23 protein-coding genes and 1 tRNA gene are annotated in these 25,052 nt (G+C 42.4%); 9 read left to right on the top strand and 15 right to left on the bottom strand.

Translation table 11 applies throughout. The features are described 5' to 3' along the window. Positions 1-11 precede the first annotated feature (11 nt). Entirely contained in the window at positions 12-1,469 is a 1,458-nt protein-coding gene (gene rpoN, locus F1E73_RS10260) for an RNA polymerase factor sigma-54 (protein ID WP_086477677.1), read from the top strand. Continuing rightward, positions 1,469-2,074 (top strand): hypothetical protein, encoded by a 606-nt coding sequence (locus F1E73_RS10255; protein ID WP_223883409.1) that lies wholly within the window; start codon positions 1,469-1,471, stop codon positions 2,072-2,074. Before rpoN ends, F1E73_RS10255 begins: the two co-directional genes overlap by 1 nt. On the opposite strand, the gene F1E73_RS10250 is transcribed toward F1E73_RS10255, so the two are convergent. The 8 genes from F1E73_RS10250 to F1E73_RS10215 form a co-directional block, all read right to left on the bottom strand. Then, positions 2,069-2,758 (bottom strand): porin family protein, encoded by a 690-nt coding sequence (locus F1E73_RS10250; RefSeq protein ID WP_086477678.1) that lies wholly within the window; start codon positions 2,756-2,758, stop codon positions 2,069-2,071. The genes F1E73_RS10255 and F1E73_RS10250 overlap by 6 nt on opposite strands. Before the next feature lie 85 nt (positions 2,759-2,843). After that, a complete protein-coding gene (locus F1E73_RS10245) occupies positions 2,844-3,326 on the bottom strand; it encodes an ExbD/TolR family protein (RefSeq protein WP_086477679.1) in 483 nt (160 codons plus the stop codon). 21 nt (positions 3,327-3,347) lie between these two features. Beyond that, complete coding sequence (locus F1E73_RS10240) at positions 3,348-3,971, bottom strand: ExbD/TolR family protein (protein ID WP_150451846.1); 624 nt, start codon at positions 3,969-3,971, stop codon at positions 3,348-3,350. A 14-nt stretch (positions 3,972-3,985) separates the two neighbouring features. Continuing rightward, complete coding sequence (locus tag F1E73_RS10235) at positions 3,986-4,429, bottom strand: hypothetical protein (protein WP_086477681.1); 444 nt, start codon at positions 4,427-4,429, stop codon at positions 3,986-3,988. Between the two features lie 24 nt (positions 4,430-4,453). Next, on the bottom strand, positions 4,454-5,203 hold the full coding sequence (locus F1E73_RS10230) for a MotA/TolQ/ExbB proton channel family protein (protein WP_150451845.1): 750 nt from the start codon (positions 5,201-5,203) through the stop codon (positions 4,454-4,456). Between the two features lie 78 nt (positions 5,204-5,281). Further along, positions 5,282-5,369: transfer RNA gene (locus F1E73_RS10225), tRNA-Ser, on the bottom strand. 70 nt (positions 5,370-5,439) lie between these two features. Beyond that, positions 5,440-6,471: an asparaginase gene (locus tag F1E73_RS10220; RefSeq protein ID WP_223883408.1), complete on the bottom strand. Its 1,032-nt coding sequence runs from the start codon at positions 6,469-6,471 to the stop codon at positions 5,440-5,442. Between the two features lie 120 nt (positions 6,472-6,591). Continuing rightward, positions 6,592-7,359 carry a TatD family hydrolase gene (locus F1E73_RS10215; RefSeq protein WP_150451844.1) on the bottom strand — a complete coding sequence of 256 codons (768 nt, stop codon included), beginning with the start codon at positions 7,357-7,359 and terminating at the stop codon, positions 6,592-6,594. A gap of 37 nt (positions 7,360-7,396) precedes the next feature. Here F1E73_RS10215 and F1E73_RS10210 point away from each other — a divergent pair, with 37 nt between their 5' ends. Continuing rightward, a complete protein-coding gene (locus tag F1E73_RS10210) occupies positions 7,397-7,837 on the top strand; it encodes a retropepsin-like aspartic protease family protein (protein ID WP_150451843.1) in 441 nt (146 codons plus the stop codon). 75 nt (positions 7,838-7,912) lie between these two features. Here the strand turns inward: F1E73_RS10210 and odhB are convergent, their stop codons facing one another. From odhB to F1E73_RS10180, 6 genes are all read right to left on the bottom strand, one after another. Beyond that, positions 7,913-9,142: a 2-oxoglutarate dehydrogenase complex dihydrolipoyllysine-residue succinyltransferase gene (gene odhB / locus F1E73_RS10205; protein WP_086477685.1), complete on the bottom strand. Its 1,230-nt coding sequence runs from the start codon at positions 9,140-9,142 to the stop codon at positions 7,913-7,915. A gap of 88 nt (positions 9,143-9,230) precedes the next feature. Further along, a complete protein-coding gene (locus F1E73_RS10200) occupies positions 9,231-12,056 on the bottom strand; it encodes a 2-oxoglutarate dehydrogenase E1 component (protein ID WP_086477686.1) in 2,826 nt (941 codons plus the stop codon). 333 nt (positions 12,057-12,389) lie between these two features. Further along, the gene (locus tag F1E73_RS10195; RefSeq protein ID WP_086477687.1) at positions 12,390-12,746 is read right to left on the bottom strand and encodes a hypothetical protein; all 357 of its coding nucleotides are present in this window, start codon (positions 12,744-12,746) and stop codon (positions 12,390-12,392) included. Positions 12,747-12,776: 30 nt separating this feature from the next. After that, the gene (locus F1E73_RS10190) at positions 12,777-14,054 is read right to left on the bottom strand and encodes a metal-dependent hydrolase family protein (RefSeq protein ID WP_150451842.1); all 1,278 of its coding nucleotides are present in this window, start codon (positions 14,052-14,054) and stop codon (positions 12,777-12,779) included. Positions 14,055-14,066: 12 nt separating this feature from the next. Next, positions 14,067-15,083 carry a UDP-glucose 4-epimerase GalE gene (gene galE, locus F1E73_RS10185; RefSeq protein WP_150451841.1) on the bottom strand — a complete coding sequence of 339 codons (1,017 nt, stop codon included), beginning with the start codon at positions 15,081-15,083 and terminating at the stop codon, positions 14,067-14,069. 87 nt (positions 15,084-15,170) lie between these two features. After that, positions 15,171-16,325 (bottom strand): DegT/DnrJ/EryC1/StrS family aminotransferase, encoded by a 1,155-nt coding sequence (locus tag F1E73_RS10180; RefSeq protein WP_150451840.1) that lies wholly within the window; start codon positions 16,323-16,325, stop codon positions 15,171-15,173. A gap of 95 nt (positions 16,326-16,420) precedes the next feature. Here F1E73_RS10180 and F1E73_RS10175 point away from each other — a divergent pair, with 95 nt between their 5' ends. Beyond that, a complete protein-coding gene (locus tag F1E73_RS10175; RefSeq protein WP_150451839.1) occupies positions 16,421-17,662 on the top strand; it encodes a 3-deoxy-D-manno-octulosonic acid transferase in 1,242 nt (413 codons plus the stop codon). Positions 17,663-18,342: 680 nt separating this feature from the next. Here the strand turns inward: F1E73_RS10175 and F1E73_RS10170 are convergent. Next, on the bottom strand, positions 18,343-18,639 hold the full coding sequence (locus F1E73_RS10170; protein WP_223883407.1) for a hypothetical protein: 297 nt from the start codon (positions 18,637-18,639) through the stop codon (positions 18,343-18,345). A gap of 1,077 nt (positions 18,640-19,716) precedes the next feature. On the opposite strand from F1E73_RS10170, the gene acnA reads away from it, so the two are divergent. The 5 genes from acnA (at position 19,717) to F1E73_RS10145 (ending at position 25,036) form a co-directional block, all read left to right on the top strand. Next, positions 19,717-22,512: an aconitate hydratase AcnA gene (acnA, locus tag F1E73_RS10165; protein WP_150451838.1), complete on the top strand. Its 2,796-nt coding sequence runs from the start codon at positions 19,717-19,719 to the stop codon at positions 22,510-22,512. 47 nt (positions 22,513-22,559) lie between these two features. After that, the gene (locus F1E73_RS10160) at positions 22,560-22,976 is read left to right on the top strand and encodes an OsmC family peroxiredoxin (RefSeq protein ID WP_086477693.1); all 417 of its coding nucleotides are present in this window, start codon (positions 22,560-22,562) and stop codon (positions 22,974-22,976) included. Positions 22,977-23,048: 72 nt separating this feature from the next. Beyond that, positions 23,049-24,044 (top strand): type I glyceraldehyde-3-phosphate dehydrogenase, encoded by a 996-nt coding sequence (gene gap, locus F1E73_RS10155; RefSeq protein WP_150451837.1) that lies wholly within the window; start codon positions 23,049-23,051, stop codon positions 24,042-24,044. A gap of 32 nt (positions 24,045-24,076) precedes the next feature. Further along, positions 24,077-24,745 (top strand): ferredoxin reductase domain-containing protein, encoded by a 669-nt coding sequence (locus tag F1E73_RS10150; protein WP_150451836.1) that lies wholly within the window; start codon positions 24,077-24,079, stop codon positions 24,743-24,745. A 36-nt stretch (positions 24,746-24,781) separates the two neighbouring features. Then, positions 24,782-25,036 carry a methyltransferase domain-containing protein gene (locus tag F1E73_RS10145; protein ID WP_150451835.1) on the top strand — a complete coding sequence of 85 codons (255 nt, stop codon included), beginning with the start codon at positions 24,782-24,784 and terminating at the stop codon, positions 25,034-25,036. Positions 25,037-25,052 lie beyond the last annotated feature (16 nt).

The raw sequence follows: 25,052 nt of genomic DNA, 5'->3' as shown, positions 1-25,052 counted from the left end.
TACGACCCCTTATGCTGAAACAACACTTACAATTTAAATTATCACAGAAATTATCCCCTCAACAAATACAGTTGATGAAGTTGATTCAATTACCTACACAGGCATTTGAACAGCGTCTAAAACAAGAGTTGGAGGAAAATCCTGCGTTGGAATCGGGCAAAGAAGAAACCGAGTCCCAAGAGGACGATTTTGAAGATCTCTATGATAATGAAACAGATAGTGAAAGCATTAGTGCGGAAGACATCAATATAGATGAGTATTTAAGTGACGACGAAATTCCCGACTATAGAACTCAGACCAGTAATTACAGTCCGGACGATGAGGAGAAGAATGTTCCGTATGCTGCTGGAATTTCCTTCAACCAATATTTGATCAATCAGTTAAACACTGTTTACCTAAGTGACGAAGAGTGGTCTATTGCCCAATTTTTGGTGGGAAGTGTAGACGAAAGCGGCTACATTAGGCGGCCACTAGAAGATATAATGGACGACCTTGCCTTTACCCAGAACATTTATACGGATGTAGCTACTATTGAAAAGGTGCTACATATTGTTCAAGATTTGGATCCGGCAGGGGTTGGCGCGCGGTCTTTGGAAGAATGTCTCTTAATACAACTAAAAAGAAAGCAACCCACGGCCAGTGTTGAGCTGGCCATAGATTTATTGGAAAATTCTTTTGATCAATTTTCCAAAAAACATTATCAAAGGCTACTTCAAAAGCACGGGATTACGGAAGAGCAATTAAGACACGCCATTACCGAAATAGAGCGACTTAACCCCAAACCGGGCGGCTCTTATTCTGGCAATAACAGAATTGTGGAGCATGTAGTCCCAGATTTCACCATACGCATTACAGAGGGAGAGTTAGAATTAAGTCTCAATGGTAGAAACGCCCCGGAATTACACGTATCTAGGGAATATAGCAATATGCTAGAAGGCTTTAAGCACGCCAAGACCAAATCCAAATCCCAAAAGGATACGGTGCTGTTCATCAAGCAAAAGCTAGATTCCGCAAAATGGTTTATAGATGCTATCAGGCAACGGCAGCAAACCCTCTATATCACCATGAACGAGATAATGCACTACCAGAAGGAATATTTCCTAAGTGGCGATGAGCGTAAATTGCGGCCAATGATACTCAAGGATATTGCAGACGCCATTGATATGGACGTCTCCACGGTATCCCGGGTAGCCAACAGTAAATATGTAGATACTCCTTATGGCACCAAATTAATCAAGGATTTCTTCTCGGAATCCATGACTAATGAACAGGGCGAAGAGGTATCTACCAGGGAGATTAAAAAGATCTTGGAAATGGTGATCATGGACGAACCCAAAAGAAAACCTTATACCGATGATAAATTAGCCTCCTTATTAAAGGAAAAAGGCTACCCAATTGCACGTAGAACTGTAGCTAAGTACAGGGAACAATTGGACATCCCAGTAGCTAGGCTTCGCAAAGAAATCTAATGGGCGCCCTACTAAAACTTGTATCCTACCTGCTGCACCCACTTTACATCCCCTTTGCCGGGACTTTGGCCTATTTCCTACTTACACCAGGATATCATTCCATAGAAGCGCAGGCAGGGATCCTAGTGCCTATTTTCATCCTAACGGTTCTTATCCCCTTACTATTCTATGTTATAGTTTGTAATTTAGCATTGGGAAGCAACATACAGCACCCCTTACTATACAATGAAAAATACCCATTGTATCTTATTTTAGCCCTTTTATTAGTGGTAGTAATACGCGTTATCCCCAACCACTTATTGCTACCATTACACTTTTTTTTCCTGGGATTAATTGCCGCCACCTTTGCAGCTTTGCTATTAATATTTCTAAATTTTAGATGTAGCCTACATTTAGTAGGAATGGGAAGTTTACTGATGTTCCTTATTCACCTCAGTATACATTTAGAACAGCATATGATTGGCCTTATAAGCCTTATTACCATACTCACTGGCTTAGCTGCTACTGCTAGACTCTACATCACCAATAATAACTGGGCAAGGGTCTTAACAGGGCTAGTATTGGGTATGGGCACCCAACTCTTTACTATAAAGTTCTGGTTATAGAATATAAAAGATCAGACCTATTTGCAACGGATGATGATCTAAGGGAGTACCCGTATTTAACGTTACCCCATCCCTAAATAAGGAGGTTAAGGAATAATAAGCGTGTATATTAAAGGTATTGTACCCTACATCCAAAGCAAGGCCGTACTGAATTTTACGAACATCCCGGTTATAAAAACCTATTTTTGTGGTATCGTCTACAAACTTGGATCGGTTTCCAAATACGTACCCAAATTTAAGCCCAGTGTACACCCGCCAAAACTTATAGTCCTCGGCAGTTGCGTTACGCCATCTAAATTGTATGGGCATTTCTACCGCATGGGTTTCAATTTTATTCCTTTTATAAGCGGTGGTCCTTTCCAACAGCTCATAACTAACATTGTCCCCAGCCTTCACAGCCCGTACGTTGGAATAGTACGAATTAATGGCATAGCCTATCCCCCAGCCCAAGCCTATGGTCCTATCCCAATTTAAGGGGATGTCTTTTATAAAGCCACCCTGAAGGCCGTAGGAGAGGTTTCTCTGTTCCACTTCCTCGGGAAGGTCCCAAAGAAAGTTATAAGTTACCCCTAGGTAAAATTGATCTTCCAAGAACTTCCTATCCTGTTCATCCCGTATAACCACCTCCTGGGCAAAGCCCCACAAGCCAACCAAATAGCATACAATAAGTAGTGCTCCCTTCATAAGGAATAAAGGTAATTATTTTAAACAAAAAAACGCTTCAAATGCCATGCATTTGAAGCGTTTTAATTCTCTAATCCTCTATTAACTATTGTAAATTACGGAAGGCATCACCTTCATAGGTAGTATAGTTTACCTTAAGCGCATTTACTTTTCTCAGTTCTTGTTTGATATCCGAAATGATTCCCATATTGGCATCCTTGTCTACCTTTAGAGAAGTGGTCAATACATTTTGAAGTTCCTGAGGCTTTTTAGCCCTTTCCATTAAAATATAATCACCCACATCGGAAGCATCCGCGAACTTATCGTTCAATTGAATTTTTGATTCGGTCCCGTATAGTTTTTGATACTCTCTAGTAGGTTTCCCTACGTAGATGTAAATTACCCGATCCTTTTTCTCCAGTTTTTTGATTTCAGTAGCGTTAGGCAGGGTGTTTTCCACCTTTAAGGTACTATCTTTCATTACGGTAACTGTCATAAAAAAGAACAAGAGCATAAAAACAATATCTGGCAAGGAGGCCGTATTCACAGCAGGTAAAGCGGCATCCTTTTTCTTGTTAAATTTTGACATAGTACTTTTGTTTTTTAAGCATTAATTAGATGAGGAAGTTTCCGCTTCAGACAGTTTCATAGGAAACAAGTCCTGAATACTCTTCACTCTTTCCTTCAGCCTCTCCTTATCCTCGTCAGAGGTTTCAGGGTTGAGGTATTCAGCTTCCATGTCCGTAAAGTTTCTCTTGTACAAACGCTGTGCCTCCCGATTTCTTAATTCGTTATAGGCTGCTACCAATTCGTTCTGCACCGTAATATAGGTACCGTACTTGGTTTCTCTATCGTTTTTCAGTGATATAATTGCCTTGGATGGGTTATCTGAAGAACTAGGATCTCTGTTCCCTTGACAATAGTTACAGTAATCTGCAGTTCCAGATGGGGCTCCGCCGTTGTCCAAGAAGGCAATAGCCTTGGCTCTAAGATCTTTAATATCGATCAACTCTTCATCGGCCAATAACTGTCCATCCCTGTTTATATTCACCTGAAAGATGTTCTTTTGCTTAATGACCACATCGGTATCAGGCGGCTCTATTGGTGGCAACATTCGGTCTAATCCTGCATCTGTCTCTATAGTGGTGGTCACTAGAAAAAAGATAAGCAATAAGAACGCAATGTCTGCCATGGAACCTGCATTTACCTCTGGTGGTGCTCCTCTTTTTGACATAATATTGTTTTAAATTATTTACTGATCATTTTCTTCGCACCTGAATACAACATGGCTGCAACCGCAATTATTGTTAGAAGAAAGAACACGTTTAATCCTGTTCCTATCATCTTTACTGTATCCTCAGTGGTAGGGACGCCCAATCTGGCCATTTCGTCCAGATTAACATCGGTACCGGAGGCCATGGCGTATGATATAGCAACCACGATCAACAGTCCCACTACTACAAACGCTGCCTTTTTAAGCCCTCCTTTGGAGGTGATAAGGTTCTTCAATCCGAAAAGGACTGTAGCAACTATGGCTATCCCCAACAACGCAAAGGTAATATTGAACATAAAGCTCATAGACCCATTGTTGATGGCTTCCGATGCCGGAACGTCTGAACTTGGCAGCTGAAACCATAGTATGGCTCCAACGACACCTAGTACAACTAATATTATTTTAACTATTTTGTGCATGATACTTTAAGTATTAAGTCCGACTTATTTTTTGTGATCTACCAACATATCAATCAAAGTGATTGATGAATCTTCCATATCATTTACAAGACTGTCGATTTTCGCAATGATGTAGTTGTAGAAGATTTGAAGGATGATCGCAGTAATAAGACCAAATACTGTAGTCAATAATGCTACCTGGATATCACCTGCAATAAGAGAGGCACTCAAGTTACCTACCGCTGCAATTTTCTGGAAAGCCTGAATCATCCCGATTACCGTACCCATAAACCCAAGCATCGGTGCAATCGCAATAAATAAAGATAACCAAGAAACGTTTTTCTCTAACTGCCCCATTTGAACTCCACCGTAAGCAACTACCGCTTTCTCGGCAGACTCAATGCTATCTCCAGCTCTTTCCAAACCTTGGTAGTAGATAGAGGCAACAGGACCCTTTGTATTTCTACATAATTCTTTTGCAGCTTCCACTCCGCCAGAAGCCAAAGCGTCTTCTACTTGCAATTTCAATTTAGTAGTGTTGGTAGTGGCTAAGTTTAGATAAATAATCCTTTCAATAGCTACAGCCAAGCCCAGGATCAAACATAAAAGAACGATACCCATAAATCCGGCACCTCCTTGTATGAACTGCTCCTTAAGCACCTGCGTAAATCCTTTTTCTGCAGCTGGTGCCGCGTCTTGCAAAACTACCGCCGCAGCCACAACTTTTGCACTTACCGTATTTGTACCTGCTACAAATAACCCAGCCGTTGCTAGGATAGAGAATAATCTTTTCATTTTCTAAACTTAATTTTAGTTAGTTAATAGGGTTAAAGATAAAAAAAAAACACAATAAAAAAATTAAAAACTTAAAAGCAGAGAGGAAGGGATTCGAACCCTCGATACCCTTTTGGGGTATACACACTTTCCAGGCGTGCGCCTTCGACCACTCGGCCACCTCTCTGTATACACTAAGTTTTCTGGGCGCCAAATAACAAAAAATATATTAGTTAATGAAATTTAGCACCTTATTTTTATTGCATTTCTCCTCTTAGTGGAGTTTCAAATTTGGTTTTGAACAACTTAGGGGAAACATTATTTCCTAAAAGGTACATCAATTTGGCGATTGCCGCTTCTGTAGTGATGTCTTTTCCGTTGATCACACCCAATTCTCGGAGGTGTTCACTGGTTTCATACTGCCCCATTATAACACTTCCTCCGGAACATTGCGTAACGTTCACCACAAAGATACCTTTTTTAACAGCTCTGGCAAGCTCTTTTTTAAACCATTCTTCGGTAGGTGCATTGCCCGAGCCGTAAGTTTCTAAGACCAAGGCTTTTAAATTTGGCGTATTCAACACACTTTTTAATAAAGATTTTCCAAAACCGGGGAATAACTTTAAAATAGCCACATTGCAGTCCATATTCTTATGCACTTTCAGCGTTTTCCCCTTCCTATTCCGCAATAAAGCCTCCCTATTCACCTTTAAATGCACCCCAGATTCTGCTAAGGAAGGGTAGTTTAAAGAAGCAAAGGCCTCAAAATGCTCGGCATTTATCTTGGTTGTGCGATTTGCCCTATATAACTTATATTCAAAATACAGACAAACCTCCCTGATCACAGGTTTATGATCTTCTTGCAAGGTGGCAATCTGCACGGAAGTAATCAGATTTTCCTTGGCATCGGTTCGCAAATCCCCAATGGGTAGCTGAGACCCGGTAAAAACAACCGGCTTATTTAAATTCTCCAACATATAACTCAATGCCGAAGCGGTGTAACTCATGGTATCGCTACCGTGCAATATTACAAATCCATCATGGCTTTCGTAATGCGCTTCAATCATCTCTGCCATGGCCACCCAACTAGGCACATCCATGTTAGATGAATCTATAGGGGTTTTAAATGAAATGGCATCAATATCACAATCTAACTGATGCAACTCCGGGATTTGTTCCAGAAGTTTTTCAAAATTAAACGCCTTTAAGGCACCTGTGGTGTAATCCTTAACCATTCCTATGGTACCTCCGGTATAAATCAGGAGAATTTTAGTCTTTCTATCTTTCAAGCCCTCGTTATTAAAAATGAATTAAAAAAATGCGGCAATCTACACCACCCGTCCAACACCATTAATCAAGATCTACCTCCCTATTAGAAAAATTCCGCTGGGAAGATTAAACAGGGAACCCTAAATTCCGAATACCTCTTTGGAGTTTTTGGTAGTAATAGATGCTACTTCCTCCACATCCATTCCGTACAAGGAGGCTACCTTTTCCAAAACATAGCAGATATGAGCACTTTCATTTCGCTTTCCTCTGAAGGGCATTGGCGCCAAATAAGGTGAATCTGTCTCTAATACTATATGCTTTAAGTCTATTTTATTTAAAAAGGCATCTATCTTCCCATTCTTAAATGTTACCACTCCCCCAATACCCAGTTTCATATTATAGGAAATGGCCTTTTTTGCTTGCTCGTAATCTCCGGTAAAACAATGGAAAATGCCGTATAAGTCATCGCCCTTTTCAGATTCCAATACCTCAAAGATTTCATCAAAACTATCCCTACCGTGAATCACTATGGGATAGCCATATTTCTTAGCCCATTGGATTTGTTGTACAAAGGCTATTTTCTGCTCCTCCAAAAAGGTATCATCCCAATACAAGTCGATCCCTGTCTCCCCTACCGCATAAAATTTCCTGGAGGCTAGCATCGCTTCCACGTGGTCTAATTCTTCCTTATAGTTTTCCTTTACATAGGTAGGGTGCAAACCCATCATTAGAAATATATTGTCTGGATGCGCTTTTTCCAGATCTAACATAGATTGGGTGTAAGACGAATCGATCGCCGGGATAAAAAAACGGGAAACCCCCTTATCCAAAGCTGATTTTATAACGGACTCACGGTCCTCGTCAAAAAGCTCACTATATAAGTGAGTATGCGTATCTGTTATCATCATGGAACAAAAATAAGATTATCTTTGACAAAAAAAGTACATGGCCAGCCTGAAAGCATTTCTCAAAAAGAAAAAATACACCTCCATTCCCCTTACTCTTACCGCCACCAATCATTTTGAAATAAAGGTATCCATCAATGGAGTAGAGGGCCTCTTTATTTTAGATACTGGCGCCTCCAACACCTGTATCGGCCTGGATAAAATTGATTTCTTTAAACTGAATTCAGAGGAATCTGAAATTAAGGCGGCAGGTGCCGGAGCAACCGAGATGCTCACCATGCTCTCTACCGAAAACAAGATTGAAATTGGCAAATGGACCAAGAAGAAACACAAAATTGTCCTTTTCGATCTTATTCATGTAAACCAAGCCCTAATCTCCCACCAGGCGATGCCTGTAGATGGCATCATTGGCGCCGACATACTTAAAAAAGGAGATGCGGTTATCGACTATAAGAAGTCGAGGCTCTATCTTAGAAAATAAATCATTCCATTAAATAAAAAGGCCCGACAGATTTAGCATCCAGCGGGCCTTTTTTAATTCTATCTCAAGGAAAAATTACATTTCCAAGGCTTTCTTTACGTTGTTATCCATTAGCAATTCCTCTGGATTTTCCAAGGCCTCCTTAACGGCTACCAAGAATCCTACCGATTCCTTACCATCTATAATCCTGTGATCATAGGACAACGCAACATACATAATAGGAGCAATGGCAATAGCACCATCCCTAGCAATAGGACGCTCTACAATATTGTGCATTCCCAAAATAGCGCTCTGTGGCGGATTAATTATTGGGGTAGACAACATAGAACCAAACACCCCTCCATTAGTAATAGTAAAGGTACCACCAGTCATCTCATCTACCGTAATATCTCCATCTCGCGCTCTCAAGGCCAATCGCTTCACCTCGGATTCAATTCCCCTAAAGCTTAAGTTCTCGGCATTTCTAATTACCGGCACCATTAGTCCTCTAGGACCTGAAACCGCAATACTGATATCACAGAAATCAAATGACACCATTTCATTGCCGTCTATCATAGAGTTTACTGCAGGATACATCTGCAAAGCCCTAATCACTGCTTTGGTGAAGAAAGACATAAACCCAAGACCTACATTGTGCTTCTCTTTAAAGTCCTCTTTGTATTGCTCTCTTAATTTAAAGATAGCAGACATATCTACCTCATTAAAAGTGGTAAGCATGGCCGTTTCATTCTTAACGGTCACCAAACGCTCTGCCACCTTACGGCGCAACATGGATAATCTAGAACGACTCTCTCCTCTAGATCCACCAGTAGGTGTCCCCATGGAAGGCACCGCCTTCACAGCATCTGCCTTAGTTACCCTTCCGTCTTTCCCTGTACCTTTTATAGTTGCAGGATCTATTTCTTTTTCCGCCAATATTTTTTTAGCAGCCGGAGAAGCAGTGCCCGTAGCATAGGTTGCCGTTTCCGTTTTGGGTGCTTTTTCGGCTACAGGTGCCGCTTCAGCCTTCTTATCTTCCTGCTTCTTTTCCGAGGCCTCTTCTTTCTTGGAAGCTCCTTCGGGCTTGGAAGCACTGGTATCGATTAAACAGACCACAGCTCCTACTGCAACCGCATCACCAACCTCAGCCTTTAGTGTAATAATCCCACTCTCTTCTGCAGGTAACTCCAAGGTAGCCTTATCCGAATCTACCTCTGCGATGGCCTGATCTTTCTCTACATAATCCCCATCTTCCACCAGCCATTCCGCTATCTCTACTTCTGTAATAGATTCCCCCGGAGAAGGAACTTTCATTTCTAAAATCATTTGCTATAATTTTAATTTTTGATTTTTCTTATTTTCTCTCCAACAACCATTTAGTTATTGAAAACGCTTCTATTTTATACTACTTCGGTTAGTTTGCTTTTCTTTCAGATTCCTTTCTCGCCACCTCGGGATCCCTACTCATATTGTCTTTTGTGATATCGAACACATAGTCGATCACCTGCTGATGACGACGCTTGGAACGCACCGCACTTCCTGCAGCTGGAGAGGCATAAAACCTCCTAGAAGCTACTCGGAATCTATGCGCTTCGCTAAAGTGCATCAATAAATGACTCCACGCTCCCATATTCCTCGGTTCTTCCTGAGCCCAAACAATATCATCTGCAAATTTATACTTTTCCATTATTTCTTTGATCTGGCTAGATGGCATAGGGAACAATTGCTCTATCCTCACCAAAGCCACATCATCGCGATTATTCTCCTCTTTAACCGCTAGAAGATCGTAGTAGAATTTACCGGTACAGAACACCAAACTCTTAATTTTCTTCACCTCAGCAGTGGCGTCATCTATCACCTTCTGGAATTTCCCATCGGTAAACTCCTCTACCGTAGATACTGCTCGCGGATGCCTTAGAAGGCTTTTTGGGGTAAATACAATTAGCGGTTTTCTAAAGTTAACCCTCATATGCCTTCTTAACATATGGAATAAGTTTGCAGGAGTAGTAACATCAGCTACATACATATTATCCCTGGCACACAATTGCAAAAAGCGCTCCATCCTAGCGGAGGAATGCTCTGCTCCCTGCCCCTCATATCCATGGGGCAATAGCATTACCAGACCATTCTGCATTTTCCACTTATCTTCTGCCGCAGAGATATACTGGTCTATCATAATTTGGGCACCATTACTAAAGTCCCCAAACTGGGCCTCCCAAATGGTCAGCGTATTGGGATTGGCCATGGCGTACCCGTAATCAAACCCCACCACTCCGTATTCGGACAGTAGGGAATTATAAATCTGAAACTTTCCTTGATCTTCGGATAGGTGGTTTAACAACAGTACCTCTTCCTCACTTTCTTCTACCTTCATTACCGCATGACGGTGCGAGAACGTACCTCTTTCCACATCCTGACCAGACATACGCACGCCGTATCCTTCTTCTAACAAAGAACCAAACGCCAGCAATTCTCCCATGGCCCAATCCAACGCGTTCTTCTTAAAGAACATATCCTTACGATCTTTCACCAAGCGCTCTATTTTACGCAAGAACTTTTTGCCCTTTGGCAACTCGGTTAACACCTTGGCAATTTCGGTAAGTTTTTCCCTGCTATAGGAGGTATCCACGGGATCTAACATTTCCCAATCCCTTACATACTCAAATCCTTTCCACTCATCGGCCATAAAAGGAGTAATAACCGTCTTATCTTCTTTCCTAGAATCCTTCAATTCCTCCTCAAGGTCGGCCTTATACTGCTCTTCTAACTGCTTTACATAATCCTCTCCAATTACCCCTTGCTCTATCAGCATTGCGGCATAAATATCCCTTGCATTCTTGTGTTTGGCAATTGCCTTATACAATTTAGGTTGGGTAAAACGAGGCTCATCGCCTTCGTTATGACCATACTTCCTATATCCTAAGAGATCCAAGAAAACGTCCCTCTTAAAGCGCATTCTAAATTCCACCGCAAAATGCGAAGCATGTACTACAGCTTCGGCGTCATCGGCATTTACATGCAACACAGGACTCAAGGTCACCTTAGCCACGTCCGTACAATAGGTAGAGCTACGGGCATCTAAGTAGTTAGTGGTAAATCCAATCTGATTATTCACTACTATATGTATAGTACCATTTGTCTTATAACCGTCCAAATTGGCCATTTGCACCAGTTCATAAACTAGTCCCTGACCAGCTATCGCAGCATCTCCATGCACCACTATGGGCATCACCTTGGAGAAGTTGTCCCCATAATGAAGGTCTTGTTTTGCCCTGGTAATTCCTTCCACCACCGCACCTACGGTTTCTAAGTGGGAAGGGTTGGGAGCAATGGTCATTTTAATTTTATTGCCATTCTTGGCCTTTCGCTCAGAGGTCCAACCAAGGTGGTATTTTACATCTCCGTCGAAAATCTCCTCGTCATAATCCTTCCCGTCAAATTCACTGAAAATATCCTTCGCCTCTTTTCCAAAAATATTGGTAAGCACGTTAAGACGCCCCCTATGGGCCATCCCCATCACAAATTGCTCTACCTCCATTTCGGCAGCGCGCTCTATCATGGCATCCAAGGCCGGGATCAAAGATTCGTTCCCTTCCAGGGAAAATCTTTTTTGCCCAACATATTTTGTATGTAAGAATCCTTCAAAAGACACTGCCTGATTCAGCTTATTTAGGATATGCTTCTTTTGATCTGCGTCAAAATTGGGATGGTTATCATTTACGTTTAACCAGCTCTGTATCCACTCAACCCTTTCCGGGTTTCTGATATACATATACTCTACCCCAATGGCATCGCAATAAATGGTCTTTAGGTGTTCAATTATATTTTCCAGGGTGCTTGGTCCAATCCCTAAGATCTCCCCTGCGGTAAAGACCGTATCCAGATCCCCGCGATCCAATCCAAACTCCTCCAAATCCAGGGTAGGGAAGTATTGTCTTCTCTCCCGCACAGGATTGGTTTTGGTAAACAGGTGACCTCTGGTCCTGTACCCATCAATTAAACGGACTACCTGAAACTCCTTTTGCAACGATTTAGGTATCTCTACCTGCTGCCCTTCTGCGGCGGAAGGCGGTGCCATTTCCACCACATCACCTTCGTTGGAACTTTCCATTCCAAAGTCGAAGCCCTGAAAAAAGGCTCTCCAGCTGGGTTCTATGCTATCGGGATTCGTTAAATACTTGTCGTATAATTCTGCAAAAAAAGAAGTATGTGCAGCGTTTAAAAAAGAATATTTATCCATGAAAAAATTCTCTGTCTTTTGAACAAAAATTAAATCAAAAATACAATATTTCAAACACCTAGGCTTATCTTAGCCCTTAATATTGACAAATATTTAGCATATATTTTTAAAATAGGAGCTAATCACCCCTTTTCTGCCCAATTATTCCTCTTTTAAAGCCGTTCAAGGCCAAATAACTCGCTCTGAAGACTATTAATTTTGGAATGAATTCAGCCTGGCGACGGGTAGCAATATGATTTAAAACCTAAGGATTTTAAACCTAGGTTTTCTCATTGGCAAGATTAGCAGATAGGTTTGTGGTCTGCTTATTTTCGTTTTGCTTCCAACTTTAGGTTAGCCTCCATATTTATCGCGAAACCACACTTTTTGCCACTCTCGTTTAAGAATTTCCAAACTCACCTCCCCGGAAATCTCCAGCACATCCTCACTTTGAATGGATTTCACCACTTTTTCCGAAACATCTATGATATAGAGTAGGTTTAGGTAGTCTGCAAACCGCTCCCTAATGAGGTAAAACACTTTTTCATGAACCAACGTCTTTAGGTCCGTAGGCAAAACATCCTCCGGAACATCCAAGTCTACATTAGCAAGGGTAAAATCCTTTTTTAGCTGCAACACCAACTCATCATAAAGATTGGCTTCCTGGGCATACTCTAATAACCCCCTAATGTTGGAAAATTGCGGTACCATATAGTATATCGAGATTTGCTAAACCACGGATTATAGGCCTTTATAGACCACTCCTTCTTTCATTACAAAATCTACTTTCTCTAGTTCTTCTACACTTTCCAGAGGATTACCATCTACGGCAATGATATCTGCCAAGAAACCGCCTTTAAGCTGACCCAACTCTTCTTCCATACCTAGCAGCATGGCGTTGGTAATGGTTGCCGAACGGATGGCCTCCATTATTGGCATCCCCGCCTCTACCATATAGCCAAATTCCTTGGCATTGAGGCCATGAGGAAACACTCCTGCATCGGTACCAAAAGCAATGGGCACCCCTTTCTTATAGGCCCTAGCAAACATTCCTTGGATAAGCGGTCCAATTTCCCTCGCTTTTTGGGCTACTACCCCTGGGAAATACCCGTCTACCTCAGCTTTTTCAGCCACCTGCTTCCCGGCAGTGATGGTTGGCACTAAATAGGAATCGTGTTTTTTCATGAGTTCCATGGTGGCGTCACTCATATAACTCCCGTGCTCAATAGTCTTAATTCCACCTAAAATGGCCCGTTGCATTCCTTCATCTCCATGGGCATGGGCAGCGGTCAACATCCCGTAATCCTTGGCAGTTTCAGTTACCCCTTTAATCTCTTCTATGGTAAACTGTGGATTTTGGCCACTTTTAGCCACGCTGAGCACCCCTCCGGTAGCCGTGATTTTTATCACATCGGCCCCATCCTTATAGCGTTGCCTTACCGCCTTCTTAGCATCTTCAGCAGAGTTCACCACCCCTTCATTAGGACCGGGATCCCCCATTAGGCTTTTCTTAGAACCGTTGGTAGGGTCTGCATGCCCGCCTGTGGTTGCCAAGGATTTTCCGGCAGTAAAAATTCGAGGTCCTACTACCAAACCGTTATTGATGGCATTCCTAAGCGCAATATTCACTCCCGTCCCACCAAGATCTCTCACCGTGGTAAATCCGGCCATTAAGGTACGCTTGGCGTACACGGTAGACCGGAAAGCCACATCGGCCTCGTTTAAGGTATATTTATGCACGTAAGATTGAGCACTAGACTCCCCTTCAATGTGCACGTGCATATCTATAAGGCCGGGCAGTACTGTTTTATTTTTAAGGTCGATAACTTTATCGGACGCCCCTGCTTCCACATAACCATCTTGGATGCCTTTTATCGTATTCCCCGAAACCACAATGGTTTTTTGGGTCAACAGCTTCCCAGATTTCGTATCCAACAACTGTCCACAATGCAAGTAGGTATCCTGGGCCGAAACTAGGGCAGACAACAGGAGGGCTATCCCCAAAAGGTGCTTTTTCATATTGGCAAGGGTTTATTTTCTAATTTTCTGCTCCCACAACCAGGCAGACTTCATGGCTTCGTCCAAGGTAGACTCCGCTTTCCATCCCAGAACTTCATTAGCTTTAGTGGTATCGGCATAGGCGGTCATAATATCTCCTGGTCTACGCCCTACAATCTTATAGTTTAATTTTTTACCAGATACCCTTTCAAAGCTTTGAATGGCTTCTAGAACGGAACTGCCTTTACCCGTTCCTACATTGAACACTTCGTAATTCTCCTCGTTCTTGGCATTCAATAAACGCTCTAGGGCCACTACATGGGCTTTTGCCAAATCTACCACATGAATATAATCTCGGATACACGTACCATCTTCCGTGGGGTAATCTCCACCAAAGACCGAGATTTGCTCCCTAATTCCGGCACCAGTCTGCGTAATAAAAGGCACTAAGTTTTGAGGCACCCCTATAGGCAACTCCCCAATCTCTGCCGAGGGATGAGCTCCCATTGGGTTAAAATATCTTAAGGCAATAGCATTGATACCCGGGGTTACCTTACAGGTCTCTTGAATAATTTCTTCGCCAATCTGCTTGGTATTCCCATAGGGAGATTCTGCAGCCTTCACTGGCGCATCTTCGGTAATAGGCATTTTATCTGCTTGACCATATACCGTACAGGAAGAGCTGAAGATGAAACTAGAACGCTGCTTCTTAGAAAGCTCCTTTAATAGATATACCAAGGTCCCTATATTGTTTTCATAGTACAGCAGCGGTTTTTCTACGCTCTCCCCTACTGCTTTGGAAGCCGCAAAATGAATTACCCCCGCAATGTCCTGGTGACTTTTAAAGAAATCCTCAACTTTGGATTTTTCCTTAAGGTCCAATTTTTCAAATACGGGTTTTTTACCGGTAATGGCCACAATTCCGTCTAACACCTTTTCGGTGGAGTTGGAGAGATCATCAATGATAACCACCTCATAGCCCTTATTTTGCAATTCTACTGTAGTATGAGAGCCTATAAAGCCCAATCCTCCTGTTACTAATATTTTCATTTTTCTTGTACGCTAATTGGTTATTTATGGCAGTGTATTTCGCCAGCACAAGGGAATTCCCTTTTGCTGGAGCGCCTATTTTTCTATTTAAGAGTTAACAAATTTTATAAGGGCCGATGTAATGTATTCGATTTGCTCATCGTCCAATTCCGTATGCATCGGCAGGGATATTACTTCCTTAACCAATTGATTGGTTACCGGGAAGTCTTCCTCCTTGTACCGTTCGTCCAAATACGCTTTTTGCCTATGCAGCGGGATAGGGTAGTACACCCCACAAGGGATTTGGAGGTCGGCAAAATGCGCCACTAGGGCATCTCGCTTTCCATTGGTAATCCTCAGGGTGTATTGATGAAAAACATGGCAATCGCAATCGCCACATGCTGCCGCACAGGTATTTACCATGCTAGGCACTATAATATTTTCCTGACCTGCAAAAGCCTCAGTATACTTCTGGGCCGCCTTTCTTCGTCTCTCGTTGTATTGATCTAACAGCGGCAATTTAGCACGCAGTACTGCTGCCTGAATGGAATCTAAACGGGAATTCACCCCCACCACATCGTGATGGTAGCGCTGATACATACCGTGATTTACAATTCCCCGTAAGGTATGCGCCAATTCATTATCGTTGGTAAAGAGGGCGCCTCCATCCCCATAACAACCTAAGTTTTTAGAAGGAAAGAAGGAGGTTGCCGCCACATGGCCAAAAGTCCCCGCCTTTTTCCGGCTTCCGTCCTTAAGGGTGTAACTGGCTCCAATGGCCTGTGCATTGTCTTCTATTACAAAAAGATTGTGCTTTTCTGCGATCTCCAATATGGCATCCATATTGGCACATTGTCCAAAAAGGTGCACGGGAACAATGGCTTTGGTTTTTGGCGTTATGGCCTTTTCCAAAGCTATGGGATCTATATTAAAGCTATCTGGCTCTACATCTACCAAAACAGGCGTGAGATTTAAGAGTGCAATTACCTCTACTGTGGCTGCAAAGGTAAAATCGGCCGTAATTACCTCATCCCCTGGCTGCAACCCCAATCCCATCATCGCAATTTGAAGGGCATCGGTTCCGTTAGCACACGGAATTACATGTTTTACCCCCAAATAGGTTTCCAATTCTTTTTGAAAGTTGTGCACTTCAGGGCCGTTTATAAAAGCGGTGGTTTCCATTACCTCGGCGATGGAATTATTTACTTGCTCTTTAATGTCCTGGTATTGACCACTTAGGTCTACCATTTGTATTTTCTTCATCCTCCTAATTTATCACAATAATATTGCAAAAATAAGGATTCGCAGCTAATGGATATTATTTAAAGAAGTGTATTTTAGCCCCAAACCTTTTTCACGTGTCCCGGATCTACAATTTTGCCCTTCAAACAGCTAATTTATTCTTACGATTAATTGCCTTATTCCATCCTAAGATTAAACTTTTTGTGGACGGCCGTAAGAGTGTTTTCCCCTACCTGGAAGGCAGCTTGTCACCAGAAGACAGGGTGTTTTGGGTGCACACCGCCTCCCTAGGCGAATTTGAGCAAGGCTTGCCAATTATAGAGCGACTAAAAACAGCTTACCCCTCCCATAAAATTGTGGTTACATTTTTCTCCCCCTCGGGCTACGAGGTTAAAAAGAACAGTGAGGTTGCACACGCCATTACCTATCTTCCCTTGGATACCTTTAAAAATGCCCAGCGTTTTGTGGAGGTCGTGAATCCAGAACTGGCTATTTTCGTAAAGTATGAAATTTGGCCTAACTATTTAAAAGCCTTGGGAGAACGAAACATCCCCACCCTGCTTATTTCTGCCCTCTTTAAAAAGCAACAAATCTACTTTAAGAATTACGGAGGCTTTATGCGAAAGGCGCTAGGTCAATTCTCCCATATATTTGTTCAAAACCAGCAATCCGTAGACCTACTGCACCAAATAGGCATACATAGCGTTACCGTGGGCGGGGATACGCGCTTTGATAGGGTGATGGAAATCTTGGAACGCGACAACCAGCTGGCGTTTATGGAAGCCTTTAAAACAGACACCCCACTACTGGTTGCCGGCAGTACTTGGCCAGAGGACGAAGCAGTTTTAGTGCCCTATATCAATAATGCCCCGTCGCATTTTAAATATGTATTGGCTCCACACAACATTAAGGCCGACCATATAAACAAGCTAAAGGAATCTATCCACAAAAAAACCGTTTTATACTCCCAATTGCGAAACAAGTCCCTGTCCCAGTACGATGTGTTGATCTTGGACACTATTGGGTTACTGACCAAAACGTATAGCTACGCAGACATCGCCTATGTTGGAGGCGGATTTGCCACGGGACTTCACAATACTTTGGAACCTGCCGTTTTTGGAATCCCAGTTCTTATTGGGAGCAATTACCAAGGGTTTAAAGAAGCAGAAGACCTCGTAGAGGAAGGCGGCGTGCTGGTAGTAAACAACCCGGAGGAGTTTAAAAGCAATATGGACAGACTACATTCGGACCAGGAATATCTAACGCGTACTGGAAACATCAATGGCTCCTATGTCATCAAAAATAAGGGAGCAAGCATCCGTATAATGGAACACATTCACGGCTTACTTAAATCATAAGTACCAATCCTCCCCTCTAACCCTTGCTATTAGTACCTCACGACTTATGACCTCCTACCCAGGAACAAAGGGTATTGATCCACTCCCAAGTAAAACTCAGGCTTTTTATGGAGGCCCAAATAAATTTAGAAGCAGATACTCCCTTAAATATTTAGGATATATGGTGTTTTATCGAGTTTTTTAACTCTTCATCTAAAAAACACAATATTCACTACTTAACACTCGGAAATGGGGTTTTAATCGCCTCAAAATCAATATTTATTGCTTACATTGTATAAAAATCATAAAAGATATGAACGATGTCACCTTAGGCACACGAGTGCTCAATGGGTTTCTAACCGTTATGATAGTGGTTTTGGTCGCTATCCTAGTGGCGGTGATTGTAAGCCTGATTCTAGCCGCTTTCGGCTTTTTTTAAACCGATAGGCTCGTCTTGGAAGGCACCCATTTTTCCAGCATATCAATTAGATGAACTTTTTCATCCAGAATATCTATTGCTCTTTTTTCCTGAACCATTACGATTCCCTCCTAGCTACACCTCTTTACCCTTTCGCAGCCATCTTTATGCCGCAAGGTTTACACAGGCATTTAAGTACTATACTAAAAAGTCCGAAACCCAGGAAAGTAGGAGGTGAAAAGAAGGGATTAACAAAATTCGATTTTGCGTTTTAAAGGTAGTTTTATTGCTTTTTATTTTTCTTGATAGCATTTAAACTATCCATTTCCTTACGGAAACGAAGAATCATTAAGCTGTCCAATTGCTGTCCAATACTATCGCGCATAGCCCACCAATTTTCGGCATTCATTTCCCCGGTATAGCGCATAATTTTGTTGAACCTGGCCACATTGAACCTATTGGCTTTCCAGGCAGCTTCGGTACTTTCCCTGTGCTTTAGATCTTGCAGGTAAATTCCGACTAGAAAACCAATTATAACCATCGCCATGGCAAACATCCATCGAGCATTATTCTTAGACATTATTGTAAACCTGTATTAAAACATTCATTCCTATAGTGGAAGTCTTTTTAAAAAGAGACCCCACGCTTCCTTATCATCTGCCATAAAGCACTAAAATTGTTCTAGAACCATTGGGCATCCCTTAGTTGCGCCTGAAAAAGTTCAACAATATCAACAACAAGATTACCACCACAAACGCCCCACTAAAAGTGAGTACCATTTCAATAAAATTGAATTTCTTTTTCATTCCTCGGAAAATGTAATTTGTTGTCGGTGATACTCATAGGGAAGCCAAACTACTTTTAGCGATCCCAGCCGCCAAAACATCCCCTCCGTAAAGCAAAACTACGGAAACGGATTAATTAAATTATACAGACCTCGATAAAGAAAAAAAAATCCCCGTCCAATGTTCATTAACTTGGCTAAATGGGGCAATTGCACCGAAGTAACAAAAGATAAAGTGATGAAAAACATAAAAAAGAATCAAACCAATAGCAAGGCAATCTTGTCCAACCTATAAATTACCATCTGTTTTCTAGATCGCAGAATCCCACCTCTTTGTAGCGACAGTAAGCTAACCGCTACACTTTTTATGCTAAACACATCCAAACCCCTTCATTTTAAACATCCCTAGACCCCCACAATCCAAGAAAATAGCCATCCCCTAATCTCCTTAAGAATGAAGAGCTAGCACCCTCAATTTTCAATTTAAGATAGTTTCGTCCTAAATAAAATAATGCGTATCTTTAGAAGAGAATCAGCCACTTACAATTAACCTAATGCCATCGTATTCACAACTTAAAAATGGATTTAAAGACCCGATCCACTTTTAAGGCATAGGCCCCACAAGCAAGGTGTAGACGCCTATTCCTATGAGGGCAATAAAAATAGCTAGCTCCCCCTTGGCCAAGAAGTTCTGTTCAATTAAACGCATCATAATATTCCCCCAAATAAAGACATCCAGAATTCCTTAGCCAACAACTTTTAAAATAAAAAAAATAGGCCCCTTTTAGCAAGCTTTGGTATCGGAAATACTAGCAAGTCTAGGCCTAAATCGGAATATATTAATCTGTCACCCTCATTTAATAAAGAAACGACATGGAAAAAGACCCATATAAAGTAAAAAAGGAAATAACTCTGGCGGGAAATCCTTTCAGTTATTACAGTCTTACCGCATTAAAAGACCAGGGGTACCCAATAGATAAACTCCCATTTTCTATTCGTATCCTTTTAGAAAATGTACTCCGTAATTACGATGGTTTTGCCATTACCAAGCAGCATATTGAGACCTTGCTAGACTGGCAACCACTCGGATCTGACAAGGACATCCCCTTTAAACCCGCCCGGGTTTTAATGCAGGATTTTACAGGAGTACCGGCGGTGGTAGATATTGCCTCCCTCCGTGCAGAGGTGGCCAGAAAGGGAGGAAATCCGGAATCGATAAATCCGCTAGTCCCCGTAGACCTGGTCATAGACCATTCTGTACAAGTAGATTATTTTGGCACCAATTATTCCTATGAGCGGAACATGGAAAAGGAATTTGACCGTAATAAGGAACGGTATCAATTTTTAAAATGGGCCCAAAAATCCTTCGATAATTTTAGTGTAGTACCCCCGGGTATGGGTATTTGCCACCAAGTGAATCTAGAATATTTCTCTAAAGGAGTTATTTCAAGAGACGGAGTGTTATTTCCAGACACCCTCGTAGGTACGGATAGTCATACCCCCATGGTCAATGGCATTGGCGTAGTGGCCTGGGGCGTAGGCGGGATAGAAGCGGAAGCTGCAATTTTAGGACAGCCTATTTACTTTATCACCCCTGAAGTCCTTGGCCTTAAGCTTACGGGAAAACTTCCCTTAGGCGCTACCGCCACCGATCTTGTTTTAACTATTGCCAATGTGTTGAGAAAACAAGGCGTAGTAGGCAAGTTCGTAGAAGTATTTGGCCCTGGTCTAGATCACCTTTCCGTACCAGATAGGGCCACCATCGGCAATATGTCTCCCGAGTTTGGGTGTACCATCACCTATTTCCCTATAGATGACAAGACGCTAGAATACATGCGAAAAAGCAATCGCTCCGAAGAACATATCGCCTTAGTAGAGAAATATTGCAAAACCAATATGCTGTGGAGGGAAAATGAGGAAAGCATAAGGTACAGCGAAGTAATAGCGCTAGACGTCTCCTCAATAGAACCTACCGTAGCAGGCCCTAAAAGACCGCAAGACAAGATTTTGTTAAGGAATTTTAAACCTACATTTATAGACCTACTAAACCATTCCTTTGAGCGCGAATATATAGAGCAAAAAGACCGAGAAACCATAAACTCATTGGCTAGATGGAAAGGGGAAGGGGGCAACCAACCCGAACCTCAAACCCAACATCAGCCCCACAAAGCAGTAATTGAAACCAAGGAAAAGGACGGACTCAAAACGGTCTGGATAAACGAGGGGGACGATAAATTTATGCTTTCTGACGGTTCTGTAGTGATCGCCGCAATAACCTCTTGCACCAATACTTCCAACCCTTTTGTAATGATTGGGGCAGGACTGGTGGCTAAAAAGGCCCGTGAACATGGTATTGATGTAAAACCTTGGGTAAAGACTTCACTCGCCCCAGGCTCCAAAGTAGTCACCGATTATTTAAAGAAAGCCGACCTGATGAAAGATCTCGAAGCCTTACAGTTCCATTTAGTAGGTTATGGTTGCACCTCTTGTATAGGGAACTCGGGCCCCTTGCCACCAGCAATAGCAAAAGCTGTGGACGATCATGAATTGGTGGTGTGTTCTGTACTCTCAGGGAATCGAAATTTTGAGGCTAGGGTACATTCTCAGGTAAAAATGAATTTCCTTATGTCGCCCATGTTAGTAGTAGCCTATGCCATTGCAGGAAGGGTAGATATAGACCTTAGCAAGGCCCCTATTAGTTACGACAAAAATGGATTGCCCGTATACCTCAAGGATATCTGGCCTACAGACGACGAAATTAATGAAATACTAAGTAAAGTTCTCTCTCCCAAAGATTTTGCGAAAAATTACGGGGAGATCTTTGAGGGCAATGAGATCTGGAAAAACTTGGAGATTCCAGAGGGAAAACTGTACCAATGGGACAAGGACTCCACCTACATTAAAGAAATCCCCTTTTTCCGAGATATCTCTGCCGAGGCGCCTGACTTAAAAGACATTCAGCATGCCCGCGCACTATTGGTACTAGGAGATAGTATTACTACCGATCACATCTCTCCTGCCGGTGCTTTTGACGAACATTCAGCAGCGGGAAAATACCTGATCTCCAGAGGGGTAAAAAAGGAAGAATTTAACTCCTACGGGAGTCGCCGCGGAAATGATGAATTGATGGTCCGCGGCACTTTTGCCAACGTTCGCATTAATAACAAACTCGCCGAGAAAGAGGGGGGCTATACCACCTATCTGCCAACACAAGAAGAGATGTTAGTTTATGATGCCGCCAAAAAATACCAAGCAGACAAAACCCCATTGATAGTGCTTGCGGGCAAAGAATACGGCAGTGGATCCTCTAGGGATTGGGCCGCCAAAGGTACCTTTTTATTGGGAATAAAAGCTGTACTGGCCGAAAGCTACGAACGTATTCACCGCAGCAACTTGGTAGGACTAGGGGTCTTGCCCCTGCAATATAAAGAGGGGGACACCGCAGCAAAATTGGGAATCAGCGGGGAGGAAACATTCACCATAACCGGTATTGCCAAGGACATTAGCCCCATGAAAGAGGTACAGGTGATTGCAAGGAACGATAAAGGGGAAGAAATAAAATTTGGTGCGATCACCAGGCTCGACTCCCTAATAGACATTGAATATTACCGCCATGGAGGAATTCTACAGTATGTACTTAGGCAGTTCTTGGAAAACGAAAAGCACTAAAATGAAAATGCTTTCAAATTGAGCAATAACTTTTAAAACTAATCGCTATGAAACGTACCGCACACGCACTTTGGAGTGGCTCCATAAAAGAGGGTGAAGGAAAGCTAACCACCCAAAGTAAAGTCTTAAACAATACCCCGTATTCCTTTACCTCTCGTTTTGGATATGGGACCAGCACCAATCCGGAAGAGTTATTGGCGGCCGCACATGGGGGATGCTTTGCCATGGCCTTGTGCAAGATTTTAGGGGAGGCCGGGTACACCCCAAACTATCTAGATGTGGCTGCTACCGTAATTTTGGATGTAGACAAGCTAGAAATTACGGAATCACACTTGTACCTCAAGGCCAAGGTCCCCAATATAGCGCTTAAGAAATTTAAGGAATATGCCCATTCAGCCAAGGACCATTGTCCTATGAGCAAGGCGCTAAGTTTAAACATCATCTTGGATGCCGTTCTAGAATAAACTAATAACAAGCAGTGAACAACATCCCTTAGCCTTCTAGATAATTGGAACATTAATTTAAAATTATATACTATGAAAATCGCTATCAACGGCATGGGACGCATTGGAAGAGCGGCCCTTAAGTTAATCCTAGAAACCAAAGGGTTAGAAATTATTGCAGTGAACGATATTATTTCTATCGAAAACCTAGCATACCTCCTAAAATACGACAGCGTCTATGGCATTTATGATAAAGGGGTATCCCATACAGGACAGACTCTTATGGTAGGCGGAGTCCAAATTGGCTACACTACCATAAAAAACCCTGAAGAATTACCATGGGAGGAAAAAGGAATTGATCTAGTCATAGAAAGCACCGGATTGTTCACGCTTCGCGAAGATGCCGAAAAGCACATCCATGCCGGAGCCAAAACAGTGGTCATCTCCGCACCCACAAAAAGCAAGGACACTCCCACGGTGGTCCATGGGGTAAATAGTTTGGACGGGGAAATTTCCATTTTTTCCTGTGCCAGTTGCACTACCAACAATATCTCTCCGGTAGTAGAAATCCTAGATCGAAGAATAGGCATTAAAAAAGCTATCATGACTACCGTGCATGCTTATACCGCTTCCCAGGAGCTGGTAGATGGCGCATCGCAAAAAAACTTTCGAATGGGCAGGGCAGCTGCCACCAATCTTGTACCAACCACCACCGGTGCAGCTATAGCCACTACCAAAGCCTTACCTGGGCTCTCTGGCAAGTTTGATGGAGTAGCCATAAGAACCCCAGTACCCGTGGGATCTATTTCAGATTTAACCTTTGTTACCAAAAAAGAAGTGACTCCAGAAATGGTCAATGAAATTTTCACGGAAGAAGCTGCATCAGCGCGTTATAACCAGGTATTGGCCGTTACCAGCGATCCCATTGTCTCCTCGGATATCATAAAGAGCCCCTATGCCTCTACGGTTGATTTAAGCATGACCCGTGTGGTGGATGGCGACTTACTAAAGGTTATGACTTGGTACGACAATGAATGGGGATTTACCAATCAAATGATCCGAGAAATAGTGGCATTAAAAACATCCTAATATCCATTAAAAACCTCTAAACGATTTAAACCATGGAAAAGCAACCCGTTACAATAAAAAAGATACATCACATCACCCATGATGTATTACACATTGTCACTGAAAAACCCAAGGAAGCAAGTTTTGCTCCTGGTCAGGCAACTGAAATATTTTTGGACAAATCTGGTTGGGAGGATCAAGGAAGACCGTTCACTTTTACCTGTTTACCAGAGAAAGACTATCTGGAATTTATGATAAAGACCTATCCCAGCCACCAGGGAGTTACCAACGAGCTCCTTAGCCTAGAAGCCGGTGACCAGCTAATAGTAAATGAGGTATTTGGAGCCATCCATTATAAAGGAGAAGGCACCTTCATAGCAGGTGGGGCTGGCATCACCCCTTTTGTTGCCATTCTTAGAGATTTAAAAGCGCAGGGTAAATTGGGCTACAACAAGCTTCTTTTTGGGAATAAAACCAAGGCGGATATTATTTTAGAAAAAGAATTTAAAGATACACTAGGGCAAAACTTCATCAATATCCTATCCGAGGAGAAAACGGATAATTACGCACACGGACATATTACCGCTAATTTTATAAAGGAAAATACCTCCCTAAATGGATATTTTTATGTTTGCGGCCCTCCAAAAATGATGGAAGCTGTAGAAAAAGCCCTTGTAGGATTGGGCGTCTCTGAAGAACGGATAGTAAAGGAGGAATTTTAGGCTATTTCAGCTATCTTTAGGGATACACTGATCATTATGGGATTTTACCAGCAAATTGCGCCTTATTACCACCATATTTTTAAAATCAATGTCCACCAAGTGGAGTTTATCAAATTAAAAATTCCAAAAAGGGATAGCAGCATACTGGATATTGGATGCGGAACAGGCACCCTTTCCTTAGCGTTGGGCGAACATTACCAACAAGTGCTGGGTATTGATTTGGATCCTGAAATGATACGGGCGGCTTTAGCCCGCATTATTCACCAAGAGTTTTTTCTTCAAGGAATTTGAGGATAAATTTTGCATT

Origin of the sequence: Arenibacter lacus, from assembly GCF_008711145.1 — a bacterium.
In the GTDB taxonomy this organism is placed as follows: domain Bacteria; phylum Bacteroidota; class Bacteroidia; order Flavobacteriales; family Flavobacteriaceae; genus Arenibacter; species Arenibacter amylolyticus.
The sequence above is the reverse complement of the archived record's forward strand: the minus strand, read 5'-3'. Positions and strand labels throughout refer to the sequence as shown.